Consider the following 20,532-nt stretch of genomic DNA (forward strand, 5'->3'; position numbering starts at 1 on the left):
GCCCCGTCACATCCAGCTCCTAGATCGAGAAGCTGACGCCGCAGCCGCAACTGGACTTGGCGTTGGGGTTGCGGACCTTGAACTCCGCCCCGGCCAGTTCGTCGATGAAGTCGATCTCCGAGCCCTTCAGCAGCACCAGGGACATCTCGTCCACCAGGGCCGCGGCGCCGTCGCGCTCGACCTTCAGGTCGTCGGGCTGGGCGGTGTCGACCAGGTCGAACTGGTACTGGAAGCCCGAGCAGCCGCCGCCTTCGACGGCCACGCGCAGCATGATCGGCTTGCCCTCGACGGCGCCGATTTCGTGCAGCCGCCTGGCGGCGGCGGGCGATAGGGTCAGATCGGTCGTAGTCATACTGCGGAAAACCTCTGCCTGGACTATATGAGATCGCCAAGCCCTTAGTCCAAGAGGGCGTCGTCACACCGAGACCAGATGATCCCTCCGCCCCGCGCGCCCTACGCCGAAGATTCGACCAAATCCCTTGGGCGCAAGGTCGCCGAGCCCGAGAGCCGCACGCGCACGCCCTTCGCGCGCGATCGGGACCGGATCATCCACGCGACGGCCTTCCGGCGACTCAAGGAGAAGACCCAGGTCTTCGTCGCCCACGAAGGCGACCATTTCCGCACCCGCCTGACCCATTCGCTGGAGGTCGCGCAGATCGCCCGCTCGGTCGCCACCGCCCTGGGGCTGGAGGCGGACCTGGCCGAGACCATCGCCCTGGCGCACGACCTGGGCCACCCGCCGTTCGGCCACGCCGGCGAGGACGAGCTCCAGATCCAGATGGAGAAGTACGGCGGCTTCGACCACAACGTGCAGACCTTCCGGGTCGTCACCAAGCTGGAGCGCCGCTATCCCGGCTGGGACGGCCTCAACCTGACCTGGGAGACCCTGGAAGGGGTGATCAAGCACAACGGCCCGGTCGCGGACAAACTGGGCCGGCCCTCGTGGAACGCCATCGCCGAGTTCGACAAGGACTATGACCTGCGCCTTTCGACCTGGGCGTCGGCCGAGGCCCAGGTGGCGGCCCTGGCCGACGACATCGCCTACAACAACCATGACGTCGACGACGGCGTGGCGGCCGGCCTGTTCACGCTGGACGACCTGCTCGACGTGCCGCTGATCGGGCCGATCCTGGCGGGGGTCTACAAGGACTATCCGGGCCTCGATCCGGTCATCACCCGCCTGGAGGCCGTGCGCCGGATGATCGGGGCCATGGTCGACGACGTCCTGGCTGAGACCCATCGCCGCGCCCTGGAGGCCAAGGTCGCCACGCCTGAGGACGTCCGCAACATGGACCACGCCCTGGTGTCCTTTTCGCGCGACATGCTCGAGGACCTGTCGCGCCTGCGCGAGTTCCTGATGAACCGCATGTACCGCTACTGGAAGGTCAACCGCACGCGCAGCCAGGCCCGCCGTATTCTTGCCGAGATGTTCCAGTTGTTCATGGCCGAACCCGACGTCCTGCCGACCGAGTGGTTCGCTCGCTCGCAGAACCGCGACGAGGCCGGGCGGGCGCGAGTGGTGTGCGACTACATCGCCGGCATGACCGACCGGTTCGCCATCGAAGAGCACCGCCGACTTTTCCACCTCGACGTCTGGAATTAGGCGTAAGGCTGGCTTCGAAGCCCGGTTCCCTTCGGTAAAGTCACCGAAACGCCGCGCGCGATTCGCGCTGCGGCCACCCGAGCCTTTTTCGGAGCCTTCTATGTCCGACCCCGATCGCGGCGCCTATACGCCCCCGACCGACGCGCCCCTGTCCTTCGACGCGCGCCAGCCGGTGCGCGGCGGAGGCCCAGCGCCCGTCATGTTGATCCTCAGCGCGCTCGTCCTGATCGCCCTGGTGGTCGCCATCATCATGTTCTACCGCTCCGGCGTGCGTGAGGCGGGCCAGCCGCCGCGCACCGTCGGCGCGCCCGTCGCCGAGATGAAGGCGCCCCCGCCGGCCGAGGCCCAGCCCGCCGATCCGGCCGAGGGCCTGCAGATCTATCATTCGGAAGACGGCGCGGAGGCCCCGGCCGCCCCCAACTTCACCGCCCCGCCCGAGCAGCCCCAGGCCCGTCCGGCCCCGGTGGCGGTCCAGCCGCCGCCGCGTCCGGCCCCGACCTCGCCGATCTCAGCCGCGCCGCTCGCGCCGACCACCAGCACCGGCCTGAAGCCGGCCGTCGCGCCGCCCCCCGCCCCGGTGGTGAAGGTGACGCCGCCCCCGGCCGCGCCGGCGCCCAAGTCGATCGACGCCGCGCTCGGCCAGGCGCCGGCGCCCAAGCCCGTCGCCGCCTCCGGCGGCTCGGCCGCGGTCCAGATCGGGGCCTTCTCGTCCCAGGCCCTGGCCGACTCCGAGTGGACCAAGGCCGTCGCGATCGCGCCCGGCCTCGCCGCCGGCAAGGGCAAGAAGGTCGAGACCGTCCAGAAGGACGCCTCGACGCTCTACCGCACCCAGGTCACCGGCTTCGCCAGCCGCGCCGACGCGACGGCCTTCTGCGACCGGCTGAAGGCCGCCGGCAAGAACTGCTTCGTGAAGTGACCAGCGCGGCCATCCTCGGCTGCTCGGGCCTGGCCCTCTCGCGTGAGGAGGAGGCGTTCTTCCGCGACGTGCAGCCGTGGGGGTTCATCCTCTTCGCCCGCAACGTCGAGACGCCCGATCAGGTGCGCCGGCTGGTCGACCAACTTCGCGGCACGGTCGGGCGCCCCGACGCGCCGGTGCTGATCGACCAGGAGGGCGGCCGGGTCCAGCGCCTGGGCCCGCCGCACTGGCGGCGCTATCCGCCCGGCCGCGCCTATGGCGAACTGGCCTCCAACGATCCGCTGCTGCGGCGCGAGATCACCCGGCTGGGCGCGCGGCTGCTGGCCCACGACCTGGCCGCGCTGGGGATCAATGTGGACTGCGTGCCGGTGCTGGACGTGCCGGTGGCCGGCGCCCACGACGTCATCGGCGACCGCGCCTACGCCAACACCCCGGACGGCGTCGCCCTGCTGGGCCGCGCCGCCTGCGAGGGCCTGATCGCCGGCGGGGTGCTGCCGGTCATCAAGCACATTCCCGGTCACGGCCGGGCCATGGCCGACAGCCACCACGACCTGCCGGTGGTCGACACGCCCTATGACGAGCTCGACGCCTGGGATTTCGCACCGTTCAAGATGCTGTCGGACATGCCGATGGCGATGACCGCCCACGTGGTCTACGGCGCCATCGACGCCCGGCGCCCGGCCACGACCTCGAAGAAGGCCATGCGCCAGGTCATCCGCGGCGCGATCGGCTTCGATGGCCTGGTGATGAGCGACGACCTCTCGATGAAGGCCCTGGGCGGCGAGTTCGCCGACCGCGCCCGCGCCTCGCTGGCGGCGGGCTGCGACGTGGTCCTGCACTGCAACGGCGACATGGCCGAGATGAAGGCCGTCATGGCCGGAACCAGGGCGCTGTCCGGCCAGGCCGCGCGCCGGGCCAGGGCGGCGCTGGGCCGCCTGGCCAAGGTTCCCGAGCCGTTCGACCTCGATGAGGCCCGCGCCCGCTTCGACGCCGCCTTCGACGGCAGGTGGGCCGCGTGAGCGCCTTCCAGCCGACCCTGGACTTCGAAGCTGCCAACACCGCGGCCGAAGACGGCGAGGCGTTGGTCATCGACATCGAGGGCTACGAAGGCCCACTGCACGTGCTGCTGGCCCTGGCCCGCAACCAGAAGGTCGACCTTCTCCAGCTCTCGATCACCAAGCTGGCCGACCAGTATCTGAGCTTCGTCCAGCAGGCGCGCCGGGTCCGCTTCTCCCTGGCCGCCGATTACCTGGTCATGGCCGCCTGGCTGACCTACCTGAAGTCCCGCCTGCTGCTGCCCAAGCCCGAGCGCCCCAAGGCCGAGGAAGTGCCGGTCGAGGAGATGGCCGCGCAACTGGCCTTCCGCCTGGCCAAGCTCGACGCCATGCGAAAGGCCGCCGAGGCCCTGCGCGACCGGGCCCAACTGGGCCGCGAGATCTTCGTGCGCGGCGATCCGGAGGCCATCAAGGTCATCCCCTCGACCCGGCTGGAAGGCGATCTCTACGGCCTGATGAGCGCCTATATCGAACAGCGCCGCAAGGAACAGGGCCGCCACTACACCCCCCGCGTCCAGCAGGCCTATCCGCTGGAGGACGCCCGCGACCGGCTGCGCCACATGCTGCCGGACCTGGCGCGCTGGACCCCGCTGACCGGCGTCGCGCCGCTGCGGCCGGCCGGGGAGGGGCCAAGCCAGGCCTCCTATGTCGCCTCGACCCTCTCGGCCAGCCTGGAGCTCGTCAAGGAAGGGGCGCTGGAAGCCCGCCAGCTCGAAGCCTTCGCCGACATCTACCTGCGCGCCCGCAAGGAGCTGCGGCCATGAGCCGGGAAGCCGAACGCCAGCTCGAGGCGCTGCTGTTCGCCGCCGCCGGTCCGATGAGCCTGGAGGACCTCGCCAAGCGGCTGCCGGCCGACACCGACGTGGCCGCGGCGATCGCCGCCCTGCAGCAGACCTATGCGGGCAGGGGCGTGGAACTGGCCTGCATCGCCGACCGCTGGCGGTTCCAGACCGCCCAGGACCTGGCCTTCCTGATGACCGAGGAGCGCGAGGAGCCCCGGCGCCTGTCCAAGGCCGCGCAGGAGACCCTGGCCATCATCGCCTACCACCAGCCGGTGACCCGGGCCGAGATCGAGTCGGTGCGCGGCGTCCAGGCCAGCAAGGGCACGCTGGACGTACTGCTGGAGCTTGGCCTGGTGCGGATGCGCGGCCGCCGCCGCACGCCGGGCCGCCCGGTCACCTACGGCACCACCGACGCCTTCCTGGAGCACTATGGCCTGGCGCACCTGGGCGACCTGCCGGGAATCGCCGAAATGAAGGCGGCTGGCCTGCTCAGCCTCGACCTGCCGCCGGACTTCAGCGTTCCGAACCCGTCGGGCCTCGGAATGCCCGAAGAAGATCCTCTGGACGACGAGGCGCCCGAATTCCACACGGATTTCCTGGGCGAGGACGATCCGGCGCAGTAGGACGCGTTGGCGTCTTGCGGCGCGAGCGACTATATTCAATCCGAACAGGGGACGGACGCGCGGCCGAGGTCGGCCGCCGACGTTAAGGAGTTTGGCCTTATGGGCTCATTTTCGATTTGGCATTGGCTGATCGTTCTCGTCGTCGTCGCGCTGCTTTTCGGCGGCCGCGGCAAGCTGTCGGGGATCATGGGCGACGCCGCCAAGGGCATCCGCGCCTTCCGCGACGGCCTGAAGGACGAACCCACCACGACCGCCGACGCCTCCAAGCCGCTCCCCAAGGAGCGCGAGAAGGATGAGGCTCACGGCTGACCTGGCCGTATTCCTGAAGGTTTCGCCCGCGCCGGTTCCGATCGGCGCGGGCTCTTACGTCTAGGCAGCCTTACGAATGCTTCCCGAGATCGGCGGGCTTGAACTCCTGGTCATCGCGGCGGTCGCCCTGATCGTCGTGGGACCCAAGGACCTGCCTGTGATGCTGCGCAAGCTCGGCCAGTTCACGGCCAAGATCCGCGGCATGGCCAACGAGTTCCGCGCCAGCTTCGACGAGATGGCGCGACAGTCCGAACTGGACGAGCTCCGCAAGGAGGTCGAGGCGATGCGCCGTGGCCAGTTGGCCGACAGCGCCGCGGCCGATGCGTCCAAGGCCCAGGTCGACCAGGTCTTCAAGGAGATCGGCGACAGCCTGGAGGGCTCGACCGTGCAGTTTCCGCCCTCGGCGAGCCAGAGCTACGACCCACCCGCCGCCGAGCCGGCGCCGGTCGTGGAAGAGGCCAAGCCGCGCGCCCGCCGCGCGCCCAAGCCCAAGCTCGAGGCGGAGGCCAAGCCCAAGGCCTCGAAGCCCAAACCGAAGACCGCCGCCAAGCCCAAGGCCGGAGCCAAGGCGTGAGCAGCCCCTACGATCATGACGAGTCCGAGATCGAGGCCTCGCGCGCGCCGCTGCTGGATCACCTGGTCGAGCTGCGCTCGCGGCTGATCGTCTGTGTGCTGGCCATGGCGATCGGCTTCGCCATCTGCTTCGGCTTCTCCAAGCAGATCTACATGTTCCTGCTGCACCCGTTCGCGATCGCCGCCCAGTTGCTGGCGGCCGAGCAGGCGGCGCACGCCCAGCAGGCCACGGGCTTCGACCCGCTGAAGTTCCTGTCGGGCACCAAGGACCTGTTCCTGGCCCTGATCGGCATGCGGGACGTCCCCGACGTCGCCGGCGCCGAGAAGCTCAAGCTGGTCTTCACCGCGCCGCTCGAATTCTTCTTCACCAAGCTGAAGCTGGCCGGGTTCGGGGCGGTGGTGCTGACCTTCCCGGTGCTGGCCTGGCAGGTCTACGGTTTCGTGGCGCCTGGCCTCTACAAGCGCGAGCGCAAGGCGTTCCTGCCGTTCCTGCTGGCCTCGCCGACCCTGTTCCTGCTGGGCGCGGCGCTGGTCTACTACGTGATCCTGCCGTTCGTGCTGTGGTTCTCGTTGTCCCAGCAGATCGTCGGCGACGCCTCGGTCTCGGTCGAGCTGCTACCCAAGGTCTCGGACTATCTCAGCCTGGTCACCACCCTGCTGCTGGCTTTCGGCCTCTGCTTCCAGTTGCCGGTGGTGCTGACCTTGCTGGGCATGGCCGGGCTGATCTCGTCCAAGGCGCTGTCGGCGGGCCGCCGCTACGCCATCGTCGGGGTGTTCGTGGTCGCCGCGATCGTGACCCCGCCCGATCCGATCAGCCAGACCATGCTCGCGGTGCCGATCATCCTGCTCTACGAAATCTCGATATGGTGCGTGCGGGTGATCGAGATCCGCCGCAAGCGCGAAGAGGACGAGGCGGGCACCGACGTGGTGGCGGTCTAGGCGCTCGCGCCAGGGGTTGGCCCGCTAACCAACGCGCTCTAGAGAAGTCCGCTCACTCCCACCTGTGGCGGACCCATGCACGACATCCGAGCCATTCGCGAAACCCCGGAGCTTTACGAGCAAGCGTGGGCTGCGAAGGGGAGGTCCGGCGCCGCCGCCCAGGCGATCGAGCTGGACGCCAGGCTGCGCGCCGCCAAGCTGGCCCTCGAGACCGCCCAGAGCCGCCGCAACGAAGCCTCCAAGCTGATCGGCCAGGCCAAGGCCAGGAAGGACGAAGCCGAGGCCCAGCGCCTGATGGCCGAGGTCGAGCAGGTCAAGGGCGTGCTGGCCGAGCAGGCCGAGGTCGAACGCGCGGTGTCGGCCGAACTGCATGACCTGCTGGCCGCCCTGCCGAACGTTCCGCTGCCCGACGTGCCGGTCGGCGCCGACGAGCACGACAACGTCGAGGTCCGCCGCTGGGGCGAGCCCTTCGCGATCTCCAATCCCAAGGATCATGTCGACCTCGGCGAGGGCCTCGGCTTCGTGGACTTCGAGGCCGCCGCCCGCATGAGCGGCGCGCGCTTCGTGGTGCTGAAGGGCCAGATCGCCCGGCTCGAGCGCGCCATCGGCCAGTTCATGCTCGACCTGCAGACCCAGGAGCACGGCTACACCGAGGTCTCGCCGCCGCTGCTGGTCAACGACGCGGCCGCCTACGGCACCGACAAGCTGCCGAAGTTCGCCGACGACCTGTTCAGGACCACCGACGGCCGCTGGCTGATCCCGACCGCCGAGGTGCCGCTGACCAGCATGGTCATGGGCCAGATCGTCGCCGAGGAGGAACTGCCCCTGCGGATGACCGCCCTGACGCCTTGCTTCCGCTCGGAGGCCGGCGCCTCGGGCCGCGACACCCGCGGCATGATCCGCCAGCACCAGTTCTACAAGGTCGAGCTGGTCTCGATCACCGCCCCGGACAAGTCGGAGGAGGAGCACGAGCGGATGGTCGGCTGCGCCGAGGCGGTGCTGAAGGCCCTGGAGCTGCCGTTCCGCACCATGCTGCTCTGCACCGGCGACATGGGCTTCGGCGCGCGCAAGACCTATGACCTTGAGGTCTGGATCCCCTCGGAAGGGCGCTATCGCGAGATCAGCTCCTGCTCGAACTGCGGCGATTTCCAGGCGCGGCGGATGGACGCGCGCACCAAGAGGGCCGGCGAGAAGGGCACCCGCTTCGTCCATAGCCTCAACGGCTCGGGCCTGGCCGTCGGCCGCACGCTCGTGGCGGTGATGGAGAACTATCAGGACGAGAAGGGCCGCATCGCCATTCCGCAGGCGCTGCACCGCTATCTCCCGGGCCTGACCCATATCGGTGGCGAATGAGAATCCTCCTGACCAACGACGACGGCATCCATGCGGAAGGCCTCGTCGCGCTGGAGAACATCGCCCGCGTCCTGACCGACGACGTCTGGATCTGCGCGCCCGAGTACGAGCAGTCCGGCGCCAGCCGGGCGCTGACCCTGGCCGATCCGGTGCGGGTGCGGCGGCTGGACGACCGGCGCTTCGCCACCACCGGCACCCCGACCGACTGCGTGATGCTGGCGGTGACCGAGCTGATGGGCGGCCTGCGGCCCGACCTGGTGCTGTCGGGCGTCAATCGCGGCGCCAACCTGGCCGAGGACGTCACCCTGTCGGGCACGGTCGCCGGCGCCATCGAGGGCATGGCCCTGGGCGTGCCGTCGATCGCCCTGTCGCAGACCGGATGGCCGCTTGTCGACGGCCAGGACCTCTTCGCGCCCGCCGAGCGCTTCGGCCCCGGCGTCGTCCGGCGGCTGGTCGAGATCGGCTGGCCCAAGGACGTGGTGATGAACGTCAACTTCCCCTCGCGGGCGCCCGACGAGATCACCGAGGTCGAGGTCACCCGCCAGACCTTCCGCGACGTGGCGGTGCGCCACGCCGAGAAGCGGACCGACCTGCGCAATCGCGACTATTACTGGATGGGCTTCCGCCACGAATTGTCGCAGCCGGCCGAGGGGACCGACCTTCGCGCCGTCTATGACGGTAAGATTTCCGTCACCCCCTTGCATATCGACCTGACTCACGCCGAAACCGTCTTTCGCCTGAAGGGCGTGCTCGGGGGCGCGCCGCCGAAGGCCTGAGGCGAACATGGCCAAGCAAGACGACAACGGCGAAGAGGGGCGGGACGTCCAGCTCGCACGACTGGTGTTGGCCCTGCGCTCGCAGGGCGTCAGCGATCCGGCCGTGCTGGCGGCGATCGAGTCCACCCCGCGCGAGATGTTCACGCCGGACCTGTTCAAGGAACGGGCGTTCGAGGATTCGGCCCTGCCGATCGCCTGCGGCCAGACCATCAGCCAGCCGTTCATCGTCGGCCTGATGAGCCAGGCCCTGCAGGTCGAGCCGCGTTCGCGGGTGCTGGAGATCGGCACCGGCTCGGGCTACCAGACCACCATCCTCTCCAAGCTGGCCCGGCTGGTCTACACGGTCGAGCGCTACCGCACCCTGCTGGGCGAGGCCGAGGCCCGCTTCAAGCAACTGGGCCTGACCAATGTCATCACCCGCTTCGGCGACGGCGGGCTCGGCTGGCCCGAGCAGGCGCCTTTTGACCGCATTTTGGTCACAGCGGCGGCGCCGGGAGAGCCCAAGGCCCTGCTTTCGCAATTGAAGCCCTCGGGCATCCTGGTCGCGCCAGTCGGCAAGGGGCCGGTGCAGAAGCTGATCCGCTATCTCGGCGACGGGGCGGGCGGCTTCCGGGCCGAACACATGACCGACGTCCGCTTCGTTCCTCTGCTCGACGGCGTCGCCAAGGAGCCGTGAGGTACGACTAATGGGTGGCCTGGGCGTCGGCCGTAACCCATCATTAACCCTGACGCCTCGACTGATTCCGATCCAATGTCCCCCGGAGCGGCGATGACGCTTTCTCTTTCGCGTACGGTTTTGTTCCTGATGGCCGGCACGGCGCTGACCGCCTGCACCACGGTCGAGCCCGTACGTCCGAACTTCCCGACCAGGCCCAACCCCGCGCCCAGCCAGCCGCCGTCTGCGCCGCCGCCCGCGGTGGGTCCGGCCGAGCCGCTGCCGGAAGCGCGCCCGATCCCGCCCGTCCAGACCGCGCCGCTGCCGAGCATCCAGCCGGCGCGCCCGCTGCCGCCTCCGCCGCCCGCCGCGCCGCCGCAGATGCAGACGGTCACCCGCACCACGGTCGCGGGCAAGGTCGTGGACACCGCCGGTCAGGCCAAGGACTATACGGTCAAGAAGGGCGACAACCTCGACGCCATCGCCCGCACCCTGGGCACCGATCGCAAGCAGCTAGCCGACGACAATGGCCTCAAGCCGCCCTATGCGCTCCGGCCAGGCCAGGTCCTCAAGGGGCCGAAGTCGTCCAGCGCCAAGGCCTATGTGGTGGAGCAGGGCGACACCCTGTTCGCGATCGCCCGCCGCTTCAGCGTGACCGCCGCGGCCATCGCCGAGGCCAACGACCGCGACATCGACGCGCCGCTGGCGACCGGCCAGAAGCTGATCCTGCCGGACGGCTACAAGGACAAGGGCCCGACGGTCGTGCGGACCCAGGTTCCGGCGCCCTCGGGAAGCTACGCCCCCGAGCCCGCCCCGCCGCCAGGTCCGACGCCCCGGCCCGCGCCGCCGCCGGTCGCCGAGCAGGCGCCCGCGCCCACGACCGTCCGCACCCGCGTGACCGGCAAGGTCGTGGACACGGCCGGCAAGCCGAAGACCTATACGGTCAAGAAGGGCGACAACCTCGACGCCATCGCCCGCACGCTCGACACCACCCGCAAGGACCTGGCCGACGACAACAAGCTGAAGCCGCCCTACGCCCTGCAGCCGGGCCAGGTGCTGAAGGGCCCCGCGACCAAGGCCAAGGCCTATGTGGCCGGCGACGGGGACACCCTGGCCCTGATCGCCAGGCGCTTCAGCGTCACCCAGAAGGCGCTGGCCGACGCCAACGGCCTGAAGGTCGGCGCCTCGATCCGGGCGGGCCGCCAGGTCATCCTGCCGGCGGGCTATCGTGATCGCGGCCCGATCCGCGAGGAGGTGGCCGCCCCGCCGCCCAGGCCCGCGCCGCTTCCGCCGGCGCCCACGCCCTACCAGCCGCCGGCGACACAGCCCGCGCCGGTGCAGCCGACATATCCGCCGCCGGCCGCCACGCCGACCCCGGCGCCGCCCCCGCCGCCGCGGACGACGCCTCCCGCCGCGACTCCTCCGGCCGCGACGCCGGCCCCGGCCAGCAGTTCGCCGACCGACGCCCAGATTTCCAGCTTCGGCCGTGGCCGCTTCATCTGGCCGCTGAAGGGCGACGTGGTCTCGGACTTTGGGCCGAAGGGCACGGGCCAGCGCAACGACGGCGTCAACATCCGCGCGCCGATGGGCGAGACGGTCCGCGCCGCCGCGGCCGGCGACGTCGTCTATGCCGGCGACCAGGTGCCGGGCTTCGGCAATCTGGTGCTGATCAAGCACGCGGACGGCTGGGTGACGGCCTATGGCCACATGTCCCGCGTCGACGTGAAGATGCAGCAGAAGGTCGTCCAGGGGCAGCAGGTCGGCCAGGCCGGGACCACCGGCGGCGTCTCCGAGCCGCAACTGCACTTCGAGGTCCGCTACGCCCCGACCCCGCAGGACCGCGCCCGCCCGATCGACCCGAAACTGGTGCTGCCGAAGTAAGGGGCCGCTCAGTTCCTCCCCAAGAGGGGAGGGGCTAGTCGCCTATGAATATTCCCCCATGGTTCGTCATGGCCGGGCCGCCCGGCCATCCATGGACGCCGAGGTCTGGCGGCCGAGGATGACGTTCGCAGGACGTGGGTTCCAGGCGACGGCCCCATATGCGATCCCCCTGCCTCTTGGGGGAGCATGCAGGAGGCTACAGCGGCAGCGCCTTGCCCTGTTCGCCCGCCAGGTCGCGGATGAACTGATAGGCCACGCGCCCCGACCTTGAGCCGCGCAATTGGGCCCATTGCAGGGCGCGGCGGTCGAACTCCGGATCGGTCAGCCCATAGCGTTCGGCATAGGCGTTGACCGCGGCCAGATAGGTCGCCTGGTCCATGGGCGGGAAGCCGATCCACAGGCCGAAGCGGTCCGAGACGCTGACCTCTTCCTCGGCGTCCTCGGCCGAGGCGACCAGGCCGCGATCCTCGGTATTGGTCCGCGGCATCAGGTGGCGGCGGTTGGAGGTGGCCACGAACAGCACGTTGGCCGGCGGGCCGGAAACGCCGCCCTCGAGCGCCGACTTCAGCGCCTTGGCCGCGGCCGCGCCTTCCTCGAACGACAGATCGTCGCACAGCACCACGAAGCGTTCGGCCCGGCCGCGCAGCTCGTCGAACAGGGCGGGAAGCTCGGTGACCTGGTCGCGGTCGACCTCGACCAGCTTCAGGTCCGGCGCGCTCTGCGAGACCTGCATGAACGCGGCCTTGGAGATCGAGCTCTTGCCCGTGCCGCGCACGCCCCACAGCAGCACGTGGTTGCTGGGCAGGCCGCGGGCGAAGCGTTGCAGGTTCTGGAGGAAGCGCTCCTTCTGCCGCTCGATGCCCAGCAGCGAATCCAGCGGCAGGGGATAGTCCGGCGCCGGGTGGAAGGCGCCGGTCACGGGATCGTGCCGAAAGAGGCGGGCGCCGTCGAAGGCGGGCGCGGCCTTGGCCGGCGGCGCCAGGCGTTCCAGGGCTTCGGCGATGCGGACGAGAACGGGTTTCAACGCGTCTTCCATGGCGAAGGTGCTTAGCCGCACGGGGCTTCCATTGCAAAACGAAGACGCAGCGCATAGCTTCCGCCGACTTCAAATCCGGGCCGAGACGCGCCCGACCTAAGAGCTTCGGAGCGCCATGTTCGCCACTCCCGCCTTCGCCCAGACCGCCGCCGGCGCCGCCACTGGCGGCCCGCAGGATCTGCTGATCCAGTTCCTGCCGCTGGTCGGCCTGGTCGTGCTGTTCTATTTCCTGATGATCCGTCCGCAGCAGCGCCGGATGAAGCAACACCAGCAGATGATCACCAACCTGAAGCGCAACGACACCGTCGTTCTGAACTCGGGCGTGGTCGGCAAGGTGGTTCGCGTCGAGGACAAGGAAATCGGCCTCGAAATCGCCCAAGGCGTCACCGTAAAGGTGGTCAAGGGCATGATCGCCGAGGTTCGCGTCCGCGGCGAGCCGGCCCCTGCCAACGACTCCAAGGCCTAAGGGCTCGACGCACAAATGATGAATCTTTCGCGCTGGAAGGTGATCGCCGTCGTATTCGCGGCGATCTTCGGCGTGGTGTTCACCTTGCCGAACGTGCTGCCCGCCCATGTGCGCGACAGCCTGCCGGGCTTCATGCCCAAGCAGACGCTCAATCTCGGCCTGGACCTGCAGGGGGGCTCGCACCTCCTGCTGGAGGTGGACACCGCCGCGCTCAAGCAGGAGCGGCTGACCAACCTCCTGGAAGACGTGCGCACCCAACTGCGCGAGGCTGACATCCCCTTTGCGGAGCTGCGCCTGGTCAATGACCAGGTCAGCGTGCTGATCAACAACCCGGCCCAGGCCAACACCGCCATCAACAAGTTGCGCGGCACGGTCGCCGCCGCGGCCCCCGGCACGCCGGGCGGCAGCGGCATTTCGATCGCATCGGCCGGCAGCGGACGCATCGTCCTGTCGCTGTCGCAGGACGCGATGAACGCCGAGGCCGGCCGCGCGGTGGATCAGTCCATCGAGATCCTGCGCCGCCGGATCGACGAACTGGGCACCAAGGAACCGACCATCGTCCGCCAGGGCGTCAACCGCATCGTGGTCCAGGCGCCGGGCGAGAGCGATCCCCAGCGCCTGCGCGACGTCATCGGCCAGACCGCCAAGCTGACCTTCCAGATGGTCGACGACACCGTCACCCCCGAGGACATGGCCGCCGGCCGGGTGCCGCCCGGATCGGCCGTCTATCAGAGCGACGACGGCTTCACCCCGGCCTACGTCCTCAAGAAGCGCGCCCTGGTCACCGGCGAGATGCTCACCGACGCCCAGCAGCAGTTCGACCAGCAGTCGGGCCAGCCGGTGGTGTCGTTCCGCTTCAACGGGCAGGGCGCCCGTCGCTTCGCCGACGCCACCTCGCAGAACCTCGGCAAGCGCTTCGCCATCGTCCTCGACAACAAGGTGATCTCGGCGCCGGTCATCCAGAGCGCCATCACCGGCGGCAGCGGCCAGATCAGCGGCAGCTTCACGCCGCAGAGCGCCAACGACCTGGCCATCCTGCTGCGCGCCGGCGCCCTGCCGGCCCCGCTGAAGGTCGAACAGCAGTCGACCGTCGGCGCCGAGCTCGGGGCCGACGCGGTCAAGGCCGGCATCGTCTCGCTCGCCATCGGCGGCGTCGCGATCATCGTCTTCATCATCCTGGCCTACGGGCTGTTCGGCGTGTTCTCGGCGATCGCGCTGATCGTGAACGTGCTGCTGATCCTGGGGATCATGTCGTTCACGCAGGCGACCCTGACCTTCCCCGGGATCGCCGGCCTCATCCTGACCCTGGCCGTGGCCGTCGACGCCAACGTGCTGATCTACGAGCGGATACGCGACGAGGCGCATGCCGGCAGGTCGCCCATATCGGCGCTGGAGCACGGCTACTCGCTGGCCCTGGTCTCGATCATGGACGCCAACATCACCAGCGCCATCTCCGCGCTGATCATGTTCCAGTTCGGCTCGGGCCCGATCCGCGGCTTTGCCTGGACGCTGCTCATCGGGGTGATCACCTCGGTGTTCACGGCCGTCGTCATCACCCAAGTGCTTATCGGTCTGTGGTTCCGCGCCACCCGGCCGAAAGTCCTGCCGATCGTATAGGATTTGAGAACATGTGGCCTCTGATCCGACTTCTGCCGCGTGAGTTCCACTTCAACTTCGTGGGACTGGCGCCTTATGCGGCGATCTTCTCGGCGATCCTGATCGTCCTGTCGGGCGTGTCGTTCTTCACCAAGGGCCTGAACCTGGGCATCGACTTCATCGGCGGCTCGATGATCGAGGTCCAGACGCCGGGGCCCGCCGACATCGGCATGCTGCGCCAGACCATGGCGCGGGTCGGCGGCGAGGACGCCCAGGTCCAGCAGCTCGGCGCCCCCAACGGCGCCATGCTCCGCTTCCGCACCGCCGAGGGCGTCGATCCCGTCGAGGGCGCCGAGCGCATCAAGACCGAGCTGACCAAGACCTTCCCCGGCATCACCTTCCAGAAGGTCGAGGTCGTGGGCCCCAAGGTCTCCGGCGAACTGATGCAGGGGGGCTTCATGGCCCTCGGCGTCGCGGTCTTCCTGATGCTGCTGTACATCTGGTTCCGCTTCCAGCTCCAGTTCGGGCTCGGCGCCGTGGTGGGGGTGTTCCACGACGTGCTGCTGACCCTGGGCATGCTGTCGGTCACCCACCTCGAGTTCTCGATGACCTCGATCGCGGCGCTGCTGACCGTCATCGGCTACTCGATGAACGAAAAGGTCATCACCTTCGACCGGCTTCGCGAGAACCTGCGCAAGTACAAGACCGCCCCGCTGGCCGAGGTCATCAACCGCTCCGAGAACGAACGTCTGTCCCGGACCCTGATCACCGGCACGACCGCGATCCTGGCCCTGTCGGGGGCGGTGTTCTTCGGCGGTCCGGTGCTGTTGCCGCTGGTCGTGACCATGGTGTTCGGCATTGTCGTCGGCACCTACTCGTCGATCTACGTGGCCCTGCCGATCATCCTGCTCTGGGGCGTGCGGCGCGGCGACGAGCCGGCTGAGCCCCTCAAGCCCATGGCCGCCCGCTAGGCGCGCCATGGCCAGGGACGCCCCCCAGATCGACGCCTATGGAGACGGCGGCTTCCGCCTCTCCACCGGCCGGCACGAGGGCTCCCTGCTGATCGTGCGCGACGAGGCCAGGGCCTGGCCGGTCCGGGCGATGAGCGAGCTGGCTCCCGAGCACTTCGCCGAGGTGATCGAGGCCGGCCGCGCCGACGTCGAGTTCGTGCTGCTGGGGGCGGGGCAGGCCAACGCCCTGCCGCCCCGGGCGGTCCGCGACGCGCTGCAAAGGGCGGGAATCGGGCTGGAGTTCATGGACACCGCCGCCGCCTGCCGACTCTACAACATCCTCACGGCCGAGGGTCGCAAGCTCGCCGCGGCGCTGATTGCGGTCTAGCTTGGCTTTTCGCCTGTGGCGAAACGCCCTATATCCGGTTCCTTAGGGCTGGAATCGTGAGGGGCTTGAGCCATGCAAGGACTGCTGTCCAACTTCCGCAACACCATGATCGTGAGCTTCATTCTCGCGATCATCATGGTCGCCGGTTACATGAGCCATTACGGCTCGGCCGACGCCATCTTCTGGCAAGCCGTGTTCCGCTGGCTGCACACCTTCTTCGGCATCCTGTGGATCGGTTTGCTCTACTACTTCAACTTCGTCCAGATCCGTAAGATGCCGGATATCCCGGCCGAGCTGAAGCCGGCGGTCTCCAAGTACATCGCGCCCGAGGCGCTGTTCTGGTTCCGCTGGGCGGCGCTGGCGACCTGGGTGATGGGCGTGATCCTAGCCTGGAACCGCGGGTTCCTGGTCGAGGCCTTCACGCTGGGCGCGCTGGACGGCTTCTCGGTGCCGCAGCACACCTTCATCGGCGTCGGCATGTGGCTGGCGACGATCATGTTCTTCAACGTCTGGGTCTTCATCTGGCCCAACCAGAAGATCGCGCTCGGCCTGGTCGAAGGCGACGCCGACGCCAAGGCCAAGGCCGGCAAGCTGGCCATGCTGTTCTCGCGCACCAACACCCTGCTGTCGGTGCCGATGCTGGTCACCATGACCATGAACCAGACCATCTTCGGCTAGACGCCGAAGCCGTCTAGGATCGGAAGGCCCGCCCCACCCGGCGGGCCTTTTGCTTATGTGTGATGCCCGAAACCGAACCCGCTGCCGATCTCGACGCCCAGGCCCGCCGGATGGATCCCGAGCGCTGGCTGTCCAGCCGCTTCATCGCCGATCCCCAGGCCCGCGCCGACGTCGTGGCGATCTACGCCTTCGACTACGAACTGGCGCGCGCGCCCAAGGTCGCCTCCAACGCCCTGATGGGCGAGATCCGCCTGACCTGGTGGCGCGAGGTGCTGGACGAGGTCTACGAGGGGCGTCCCGTCCGCCATCACCCGACCGCCCAGGCCCTGGCCGCCGCCATCGGACGCCGCGGCCTGCCGCGCGGGCCGCTGGAAACGATGATCGACGCCCGCTACCGCGAACTCGACCCCGCGCCGATGAACCTGGCCGATGCGCTGGAATGGGCGCGGGGCACGGGCGGAGCGGCGGCGGTCTGCGCCGCGCGGGTGTTGGACGCCGATGCCGACGCCGCCAAGGTCGAACGGGGCGGGGAGGCCTGGGCCATAGGGCGCCTGATGGGCACGGCGGGGTTGGAGGGCGCGGACGCCCGCAAGGCCCTCAGCGAGGCGCTGGCGGCTTCGGACGGCCTGTCCGTCGCGGCCTTCCCGGCCATCGCCCACGCGACCCTGGCGCGGGGACGCGCCAAGGGACGGCGACCCTCGGAGCTGGAGATGCGCTGGCGGCTGTTCTGGGCGGTGTTGCGGGGGCGGGCGTAGAGGCGCTCCGCCTCATCGACGGCTGTCATCCCGGAAAGCGCGCTGCGCCTATTCCGCCGCCAGCGCCGTAGCGCCCGTGACCCAGGCGTCGAGGTCGGCCAGCGCCCGCTCGCCCATGGCCAGCTTCTTGTTGCGGCCGCGTTCCTTGGCGCCGATGCGGCTGCCGTCCTCGCGGCGCTTGGGGCCGGCCTCGTCCAGCGGCGGCAGCAGGCCGTAATTGATGTTCATCGGCTGGAACGAGCCCTTGCCCGCATCGATGTGGCCGCCGGTGATATGGCCGATCAGGGCCCCCAGCGCCGTCGTGGCGGGCGGCGCCTCGATGGGGGCGCCCAGCCGCTCGGCGGCGGCGAAGCGGCCGGCCAGCAGGCCGATGGCGGCGCTTTCGACATAGCCCTCGACCCCGGTCACCTGGCCCGCGAAGCGCAGGCGCGGCTGGCCCTTCATCCGCAACTGGGCGTCCAGCAGCTTGGGGCTGTTCAGGAAGGTGTTGCGGTGCAGGCCGCCCAGGCGCGCGAACACCGCCTTCTCCAGGCCCGGGATCATGCGGAAGATCTCGGTCTGGGCGCCGTGCTTCAGCTTGGTCTGGAAGCCGACCATGTTCCAGAGCGTGCCCAAAGCGTTGTCCTGGCGCAGTTGGACGATGGCGTGGGCCTTGACCTCGGGATTGTGGGCGTTGGTCAGCCCGACCGGCTTCATCGGCCCGTGGCGCAGCGTCTCGCGCCCGCGCTCGGCCATCACCTCGATCGGCAGGCAGCCGTCGAAATAGGGGACGTTCTCCCAGTCCTTGAACTCGGATTTCGGCCCGGCCAGCAGGGCGTCGATGAAGGCCTCGTACTGCGCCTTGTCCATCGGGCAGTTGATGTAGGCGGCGGTGTCGCCGGCCGGGCCGGCCTTGTCGTAGCGCGACTGGCGCCAGCAGACGTCCATGTCGATGGAGTCGAAGTTCACGATCGGCGCGATGGCGTCGAAGAAGGCCAGCTCGCCTTCGCCGGTCAGCTCCAGGATCGCGGCGGAGAGGGCGGGCGAGGTCAGCGGCCCGGTGGCGACGATGACGCTGTCCCAGTCGGCCGGCGGCAGGCCGGCGATCTCTTCGCGTTCGATGGTGACCAGCGGGTGGGCCTCCAGGCGCGCGGTGACCGCCTGCGAGAAGCCGTCGCGGTCGACGGCCAGGGCGCCGCCCGCCGGCACCTGGTTGGCGTCGCCGCAGCCCATGATGATCGAGCCGAGTCTGCGCATCTCGGCGTGCAGCAGGCCCACGGCGTTGCCGGTCCAGTCGTCGGCGCGGAACGAGTTGGAACAGACCAGTTCGGCCAGGCCGTCGGTCTGGTGCGCGTCGGTCTTCCGGACCGGACGCATCTCATGCAGCACGACCGGAACTCCGGCCTGGGCGACTTGCCAAGCGGCCTCGGAGCCGGCCAGGCCCCCGCCTACGATATGAACTGGTTGGATCGACATGCGTGACTAACTAGCAACGATTGCAACTCTTCGCGAGCGGGGCCTTGCGGGGGAGTGAACCGATCACCAAAGTCCGCAGCCAAACAGCGGCCGACTCGTTATTAGCGACGGCTTGGCCAGAGGAATGAGATGACTGCGTTCTCGGCGACCGACGCCGCCTTCGAGGGTTTCCGACTGACGCGGGAGAGACCGAAAGTCGTCCTGATCTGGGCGGCGTTCCTGTTCCTGGTGAGCGTGTGCAGCGCCGTCTATCTCATCAGCATCGGCCAGGAAGCGCGCGCGGTGCTCGAGGCCAGCGCCGCCCAGCAGTCGCCGGATCCGCAGGTCTTCCTGTCGACCATGCGCGACCTGCTGCCGATGATGGTCATGGGCCTGCTGGTCCAGTGCGTGATGGCCGCGGCCGTCTACCGCATCCTGCTGCGCCCGGACGACAAGGGCTTCGCCTATCTGAAGATCGGCATGGACGAGTTGCGGCTGGCCGCCCTGACGTTCATCTATGTGATCCTGGCCTGCATCACCATGGTGGTGGTCGTGCTCATCGCCGCCCTGATCGCGGCGGCGGCGTCCTTCGCCGGGCAGGGGCCGGCGATCCTGGTCGGGGCGGCGACGGAGATGTTCTTCCTGGGCATGCTGTTCTATGTCGGCGTGCGCCTGTCGCTCGCGCCGGCCATGACCTTCGCCCAGCGCCGCATCGCGATCTTCGATTCCTGGCGCCTGACCCACGGCCAGTTCTGGCGGCTGACCGGCGCCTATGTCCTGGCGATCTGCGGCATCGTGGTCATCGCCGTCCTGGTGCTGACCATCTTCTCGGCGCTCGTCGCCGTCGCCGTGGGCGGCGACATCCAGGCCGTGGGCAAGATGTTCTCGCCCGACCAGACGTCGCTGGCCTCCTACTTCTCGCCGGTGATGATCGCCTATCTGCTGGTCGCCGGCTGGGTCTACGCCGTCTACTACGCCGTGGTGATCGCGCCCGCGGCCGTGGCCTATCGGGCGCTCTCCCAGCCTGCGGCGGCCGCCGACGCGCTCTAGGCGTCGGCGCTCGGGCGGGCCTTCACGCGTTCGCGCCAGGCCTTGAGGTTCTCGAACTCATCCTCGACCGGCAGGCCGATCCACTCGGCGAAGTCGACCGTCGAGAGCAGGCAGATGTCGGCCATGGTGTAGGTGTCGCCGACCAGGAACTCGCGCCCGGCCAGTTCACGGTCGATGTATTTCTGCGCGCCCTGGTAGGTCTCCTTGTTGGATTCCCCGAAGTCCTTGAACTGGTTCAGTAGGGCGGCGGTGTAGGGGTGGGCGTGACGCCAGAAGTTGCCGACCGGCATCATCACCGCGAACTCCACCCGGCGGATCCACTGGTCGACCAGCGCCTTTTCCACCGCGGTGCGGCCGAACAGCGGCGGCTGCGGATGGGTCTCCTCGAAATAGCGGCAGATGGCGACGGTCTCGGAAATGCAGGTGCCGTCGTCCAGTTCGAGGGCGGGGAGCTGGCCCATCGAGTTCTTGGCGCGGAACTCCGGCGACTTGTGCTCGCGCTTCATCATGTTGACCGTCGTCTCGGGCAGGTCGACGCCCTTTTCGGCCAGGAAGATGCGCACGCGGCGGGGGTTCGGCGCCGGCATCGGCGCGCCGTAAAGGATCATGGGTAGCTCCCTAATGCTCTAAGTATGCGGCGAGGCTATTTCGAACACGTGTTTGAATGCAAGCCCGATCGAACGCCGTGACGTGAGAGTCCGAAAGCCGCGAGCG

The 20,532-nt window shown here is 69.1% G+C and carries 23 protein-coding genes; 19 read left to right on the forward strand and 4 right to left on the reverse strand.

Annotated features, from left to right (window positions below; genetic code table 11):
* Window positions 1-19: 19 nt before the first annotated feature.
* Window positions 20-352 (reverse strand): iron-sulfur cluster insertion protein ErpA, encoded by a 333-nt coding sequence (gene erpA, locus RTL41_RS08760; protein ID WP_312163373.1) that lies wholly within the window; start codon window positions 350-352, stop codon window positions 20-22.
* Between the two features lie 78 nt (window positions 353-430).
* On the opposite strand from erpA, the gene RTL41_RS08765 reads away from it, so the two are divergent.
* The 12 genes from RTL41_RS08765 to RTL41_RS08820 all read left to right on the forward strand — a co-directional run bounded on the left by RTL41_RS08765 (window position 431) and on the right by RTL41_RS08820 (window position 11,465).
* Window positions 431-1,603: a deoxyguanosinetriphosphate triphosphohydrolase gene (locus RTL41_RS08765; RefSeq protein ID WP_312163375.1), complete on the forward strand. Its 1,173-nt coding sequence runs from the start codon at window positions 431-433 to the stop codon at window positions 1,601-1,603.
* 100 nt (window positions 1,604-1,703) lie between these two features.
* Entirely contained in the window at window positions 1,704-2,519 is an 816-nt protein-coding gene (locus RTL41_RS08770) for an SPOR domain-containing protein (RefSeq protein ID WP_312163376.1), read from the forward strand.
* On the forward strand, window positions 2,516-3,538 hold the full coding sequence (gene nagZ, locus RTL41_RS08775; RefSeq protein WP_312163378.1) for a beta-N-acetylhexosaminidase: 1,023 nt from the start codon (window positions 2,516-2,518) through the stop codon (window positions 3,536-3,538). The genes RTL41_RS08770 and nagZ overlap by 4 nt, the downstream gene beginning before the upstream one ends.
* Window positions 3,535-4,338, forward strand: a complete 804-nt coding sequence (locus RTL41_RS08780) for a ScpA family protein (RefSeq protein WP_312163380.1) — start codon at window positions 3,535-3,537, stop codon at window positions 4,336-4,338. The genes nagZ and RTL41_RS08780 overlap by 4 nt, the downstream gene beginning before the upstream one ends.
* A complete protein-coding gene (scpB, locus tag RTL41_RS08785) occupies window positions 4,335-4,979 on the forward strand; it encodes an SMC-Scp complex subunit ScpB (RefSeq protein ID WP_312163381.1) in 645 nt (214 codons plus the stop codon). The genes RTL41_RS08780 and scpB overlap by 4 nt, the downstream gene beginning before the upstream one ends.
* Before the next feature lie 99 nt (window positions 4,980-5,078).
* Entirely contained in the window at window positions 5,079-5,288 is a 210-nt protein-coding gene (locus RTL41_RS08790) for a twin-arginine translocase TatA/TatE family subunit (protein ID WP_312163382.1), read from the forward strand.
* A 76-nt stretch (window positions 5,289-5,364) separates the two neighbouring features.
* On the forward strand, window positions 5,365-5,862 hold the full coding sequence (gene tatB, locus RTL41_RS08795; protein WP_312163384.1) for a Sec-independent protein translocase protein TatB: 498 nt from the start codon (window positions 5,365-5,367) through the stop codon (window positions 5,860-5,862).
* Entirely contained in the window at window positions 5,859-6,800 is a 942-nt protein-coding gene (gene tatC / locus RTL41_RS08800; RefSeq protein WP_312163386.1) for a twin-arginine translocase subunit TatC, read from the forward strand. Before tatB ends, tatC begins: the two co-directional genes overlap by 4 nt.
* A 75-nt stretch (window positions 6,801-6,875) precedes the next feature.
* Window positions 6,876-8,153: a serine--tRNA ligase gene (serS, locus tag RTL41_RS08805; RefSeq protein WP_312163388.1), complete on the forward strand. Its 1,278-nt coding sequence runs from the start codon at window positions 6,876-6,878 to the stop codon at window positions 8,151-8,153.
* Window positions 8,150-8,929 carry a 5'/3'-nucleotidase SurE gene (surE, locus tag RTL41_RS08810; protein WP_312163389.1) on the forward strand — a complete coding sequence of 260 codons (780 nt, stop codon included), beginning with the start codon at window positions 8,150-8,152 and terminating at the stop codon, window positions 8,927-8,929. The genes serS and surE overlap by 4 nt, the downstream gene beginning before the upstream one ends.
* A gap of 7 nt (window positions 8,930-8,936) precedes the next feature.
* Complete coding sequence (locus tag RTL41_RS08815) at window positions 8,937-9,605, forward strand: protein-L-isoaspartate(D-aspartate) O-methyltransferase (RefSeq protein WP_312163391.1); 669 nt, start codon at window positions 8,937-8,939, stop codon at window positions 9,603-9,605.
* A 93-nt stretch (window positions 9,606-9,698) separates the two neighbouring features.
* Window positions 9,699-11,465, forward strand: a complete 1,767-nt coding sequence (locus RTL41_RS08820) for a LysM peptidoglycan-binding domain-containing protein (RefSeq protein ID WP_312163393.1) — start codon at window positions 9,699-9,701, stop codon at window positions 11,463-11,465.
* Between the two features lie 196 nt (window positions 11,466-11,661).
* On the opposite strand, the gene RTL41_RS08825 is transcribed toward RTL41_RS08820, so the two are convergent.
* Window positions 11,662-12,501, reverse strand: a complete 840-nt coding sequence (locus RTL41_RS08825; protein WP_312163514.1) for an ATP-binding protein — start codon at window positions 12,499-12,501, stop codon at window positions 11,662-11,664.
* 115 nt (window positions 12,502-12,616) lie between these two features.
* Here RTL41_RS08825 and yajC point away from each other — a divergent pair, with 115 nt between their 5' ends.
* The 6 genes from yajC to RTL41_RS08855 all read left to right on the forward strand — a co-directional run bounded on the left by yajC (window position 12,617) and on the right by RTL41_RS08855 (window position 17,334).
* Complete coding sequence (gene yajC / locus RTL41_RS08830; protein WP_312163395.1) at window positions 12,617-12,967, forward strand: preprotein translocase subunit YajC; 351 nt, start codon at window positions 12,617-12,619, stop codon at window positions 12,965-12,967.
* Between the two features lie 15 nt (window positions 12,968-12,982).
* Entirely contained in the window at window positions 12,983-14,584 is a 1,602-nt protein-coding gene (gene secD, locus RTL41_RS08835) for a protein translocase subunit SecD (RefSeq protein ID WP_312163396.1), read from the forward strand.
* 11 nt (window positions 14,585-14,595) lie between these two features.
* Window positions 14,596-15,534, forward strand: a complete 939-nt coding sequence (secF, locus tag RTL41_RS08840) for a protein translocase subunit SecF (RefSeq protein ID WP_312163398.1) — start codon at window positions 14,596-14,598, stop codon at window positions 15,532-15,534.
* A 7-nt stretch (window positions 15,535-15,541) separates the two neighbouring features.
* Complete coding sequence (locus tag RTL41_RS08845) at window positions 15,542-15,901, forward strand: Mth938-like domain-containing protein (protein ID WP_312163399.1); 360 nt, start codon at window positions 15,542-15,544, stop codon at window positions 15,899-15,901.
* Between the two features lie 72 nt (window positions 15,902-15,973).
* On the forward strand, window positions 15,974-16,579 hold the full coding sequence (locus RTL41_RS08850; protein ID WP_312163401.1) for a urate hydroxylase PuuD: 606 nt from the start codon (window positions 15,974-15,976) through the stop codon (window positions 16,577-16,579).
* A 62-nt stretch (window positions 16,580-16,641) separates the two neighbouring features.
* Complete coding sequence (locus RTL41_RS08855; protein WP_312163403.1) at window positions 16,642-17,334, forward strand: squalene/phytoene synthase family protein; 693 nt, start codon at window positions 16,642-16,644, stop codon at window positions 17,332-17,334.
* A gap of 48 nt (window positions 17,335-17,382) precedes the next feature.
* Here the strand turns inward: RTL41_RS08855 and trmFO are convergent, their stop codons facing one another.
* A complete protein-coding gene (gene trmFO, locus RTL41_RS08860) occupies window positions 17,383-18,789 on the reverse strand; it encodes a methylenetetrahydrofolate--tRNA-(uracil(54)-C(5))-methyltransferase (FADH(2)-oxidizing) TrmFO (protein WP_312163405.1) in 1,407 nt (468 codons plus the stop codon).
* A 129-nt stretch (window positions 18,790-18,918) separates the two neighbouring features.
* Between trmFO and RTL41_RS08865 the strand changes: the two genes are divergently transcribed.
* On the forward strand, window positions 18,919-19,818 hold the full coding sequence (locus RTL41_RS08865) for a hypothetical protein (protein ID WP_312163407.1): 900 nt from the start codon (window positions 18,919-18,921) through the stop codon (window positions 19,816-19,818).
* On the opposite strand, the gene RTL41_RS08870 is transcribed toward RTL41_RS08865, so the two are convergent.
* On the reverse strand, window positions 19,815-20,426 hold the full coding sequence (locus tag RTL41_RS08870) for a glutathione S-transferase family protein (protein ID WP_312163409.1): 612 nt from the start codon (window positions 20,424-20,426) through the stop codon (window positions 19,815-19,817). The genes RTL41_RS08865 and RTL41_RS08870 overlap by 4 nt on opposite strands.
* Window positions 20,427-20,532: the final 106 nt, after the last annotated feature.

Source organism: Phenylobacterium sp. (assembly GCF_031984885.1).
Taxonomy (GTDB): domain Bacteria; phylum Pseudomonadota; class Alphaproteobacteria; order Caulobacterales; family Caulobacteraceae; genus Phenylobacterium.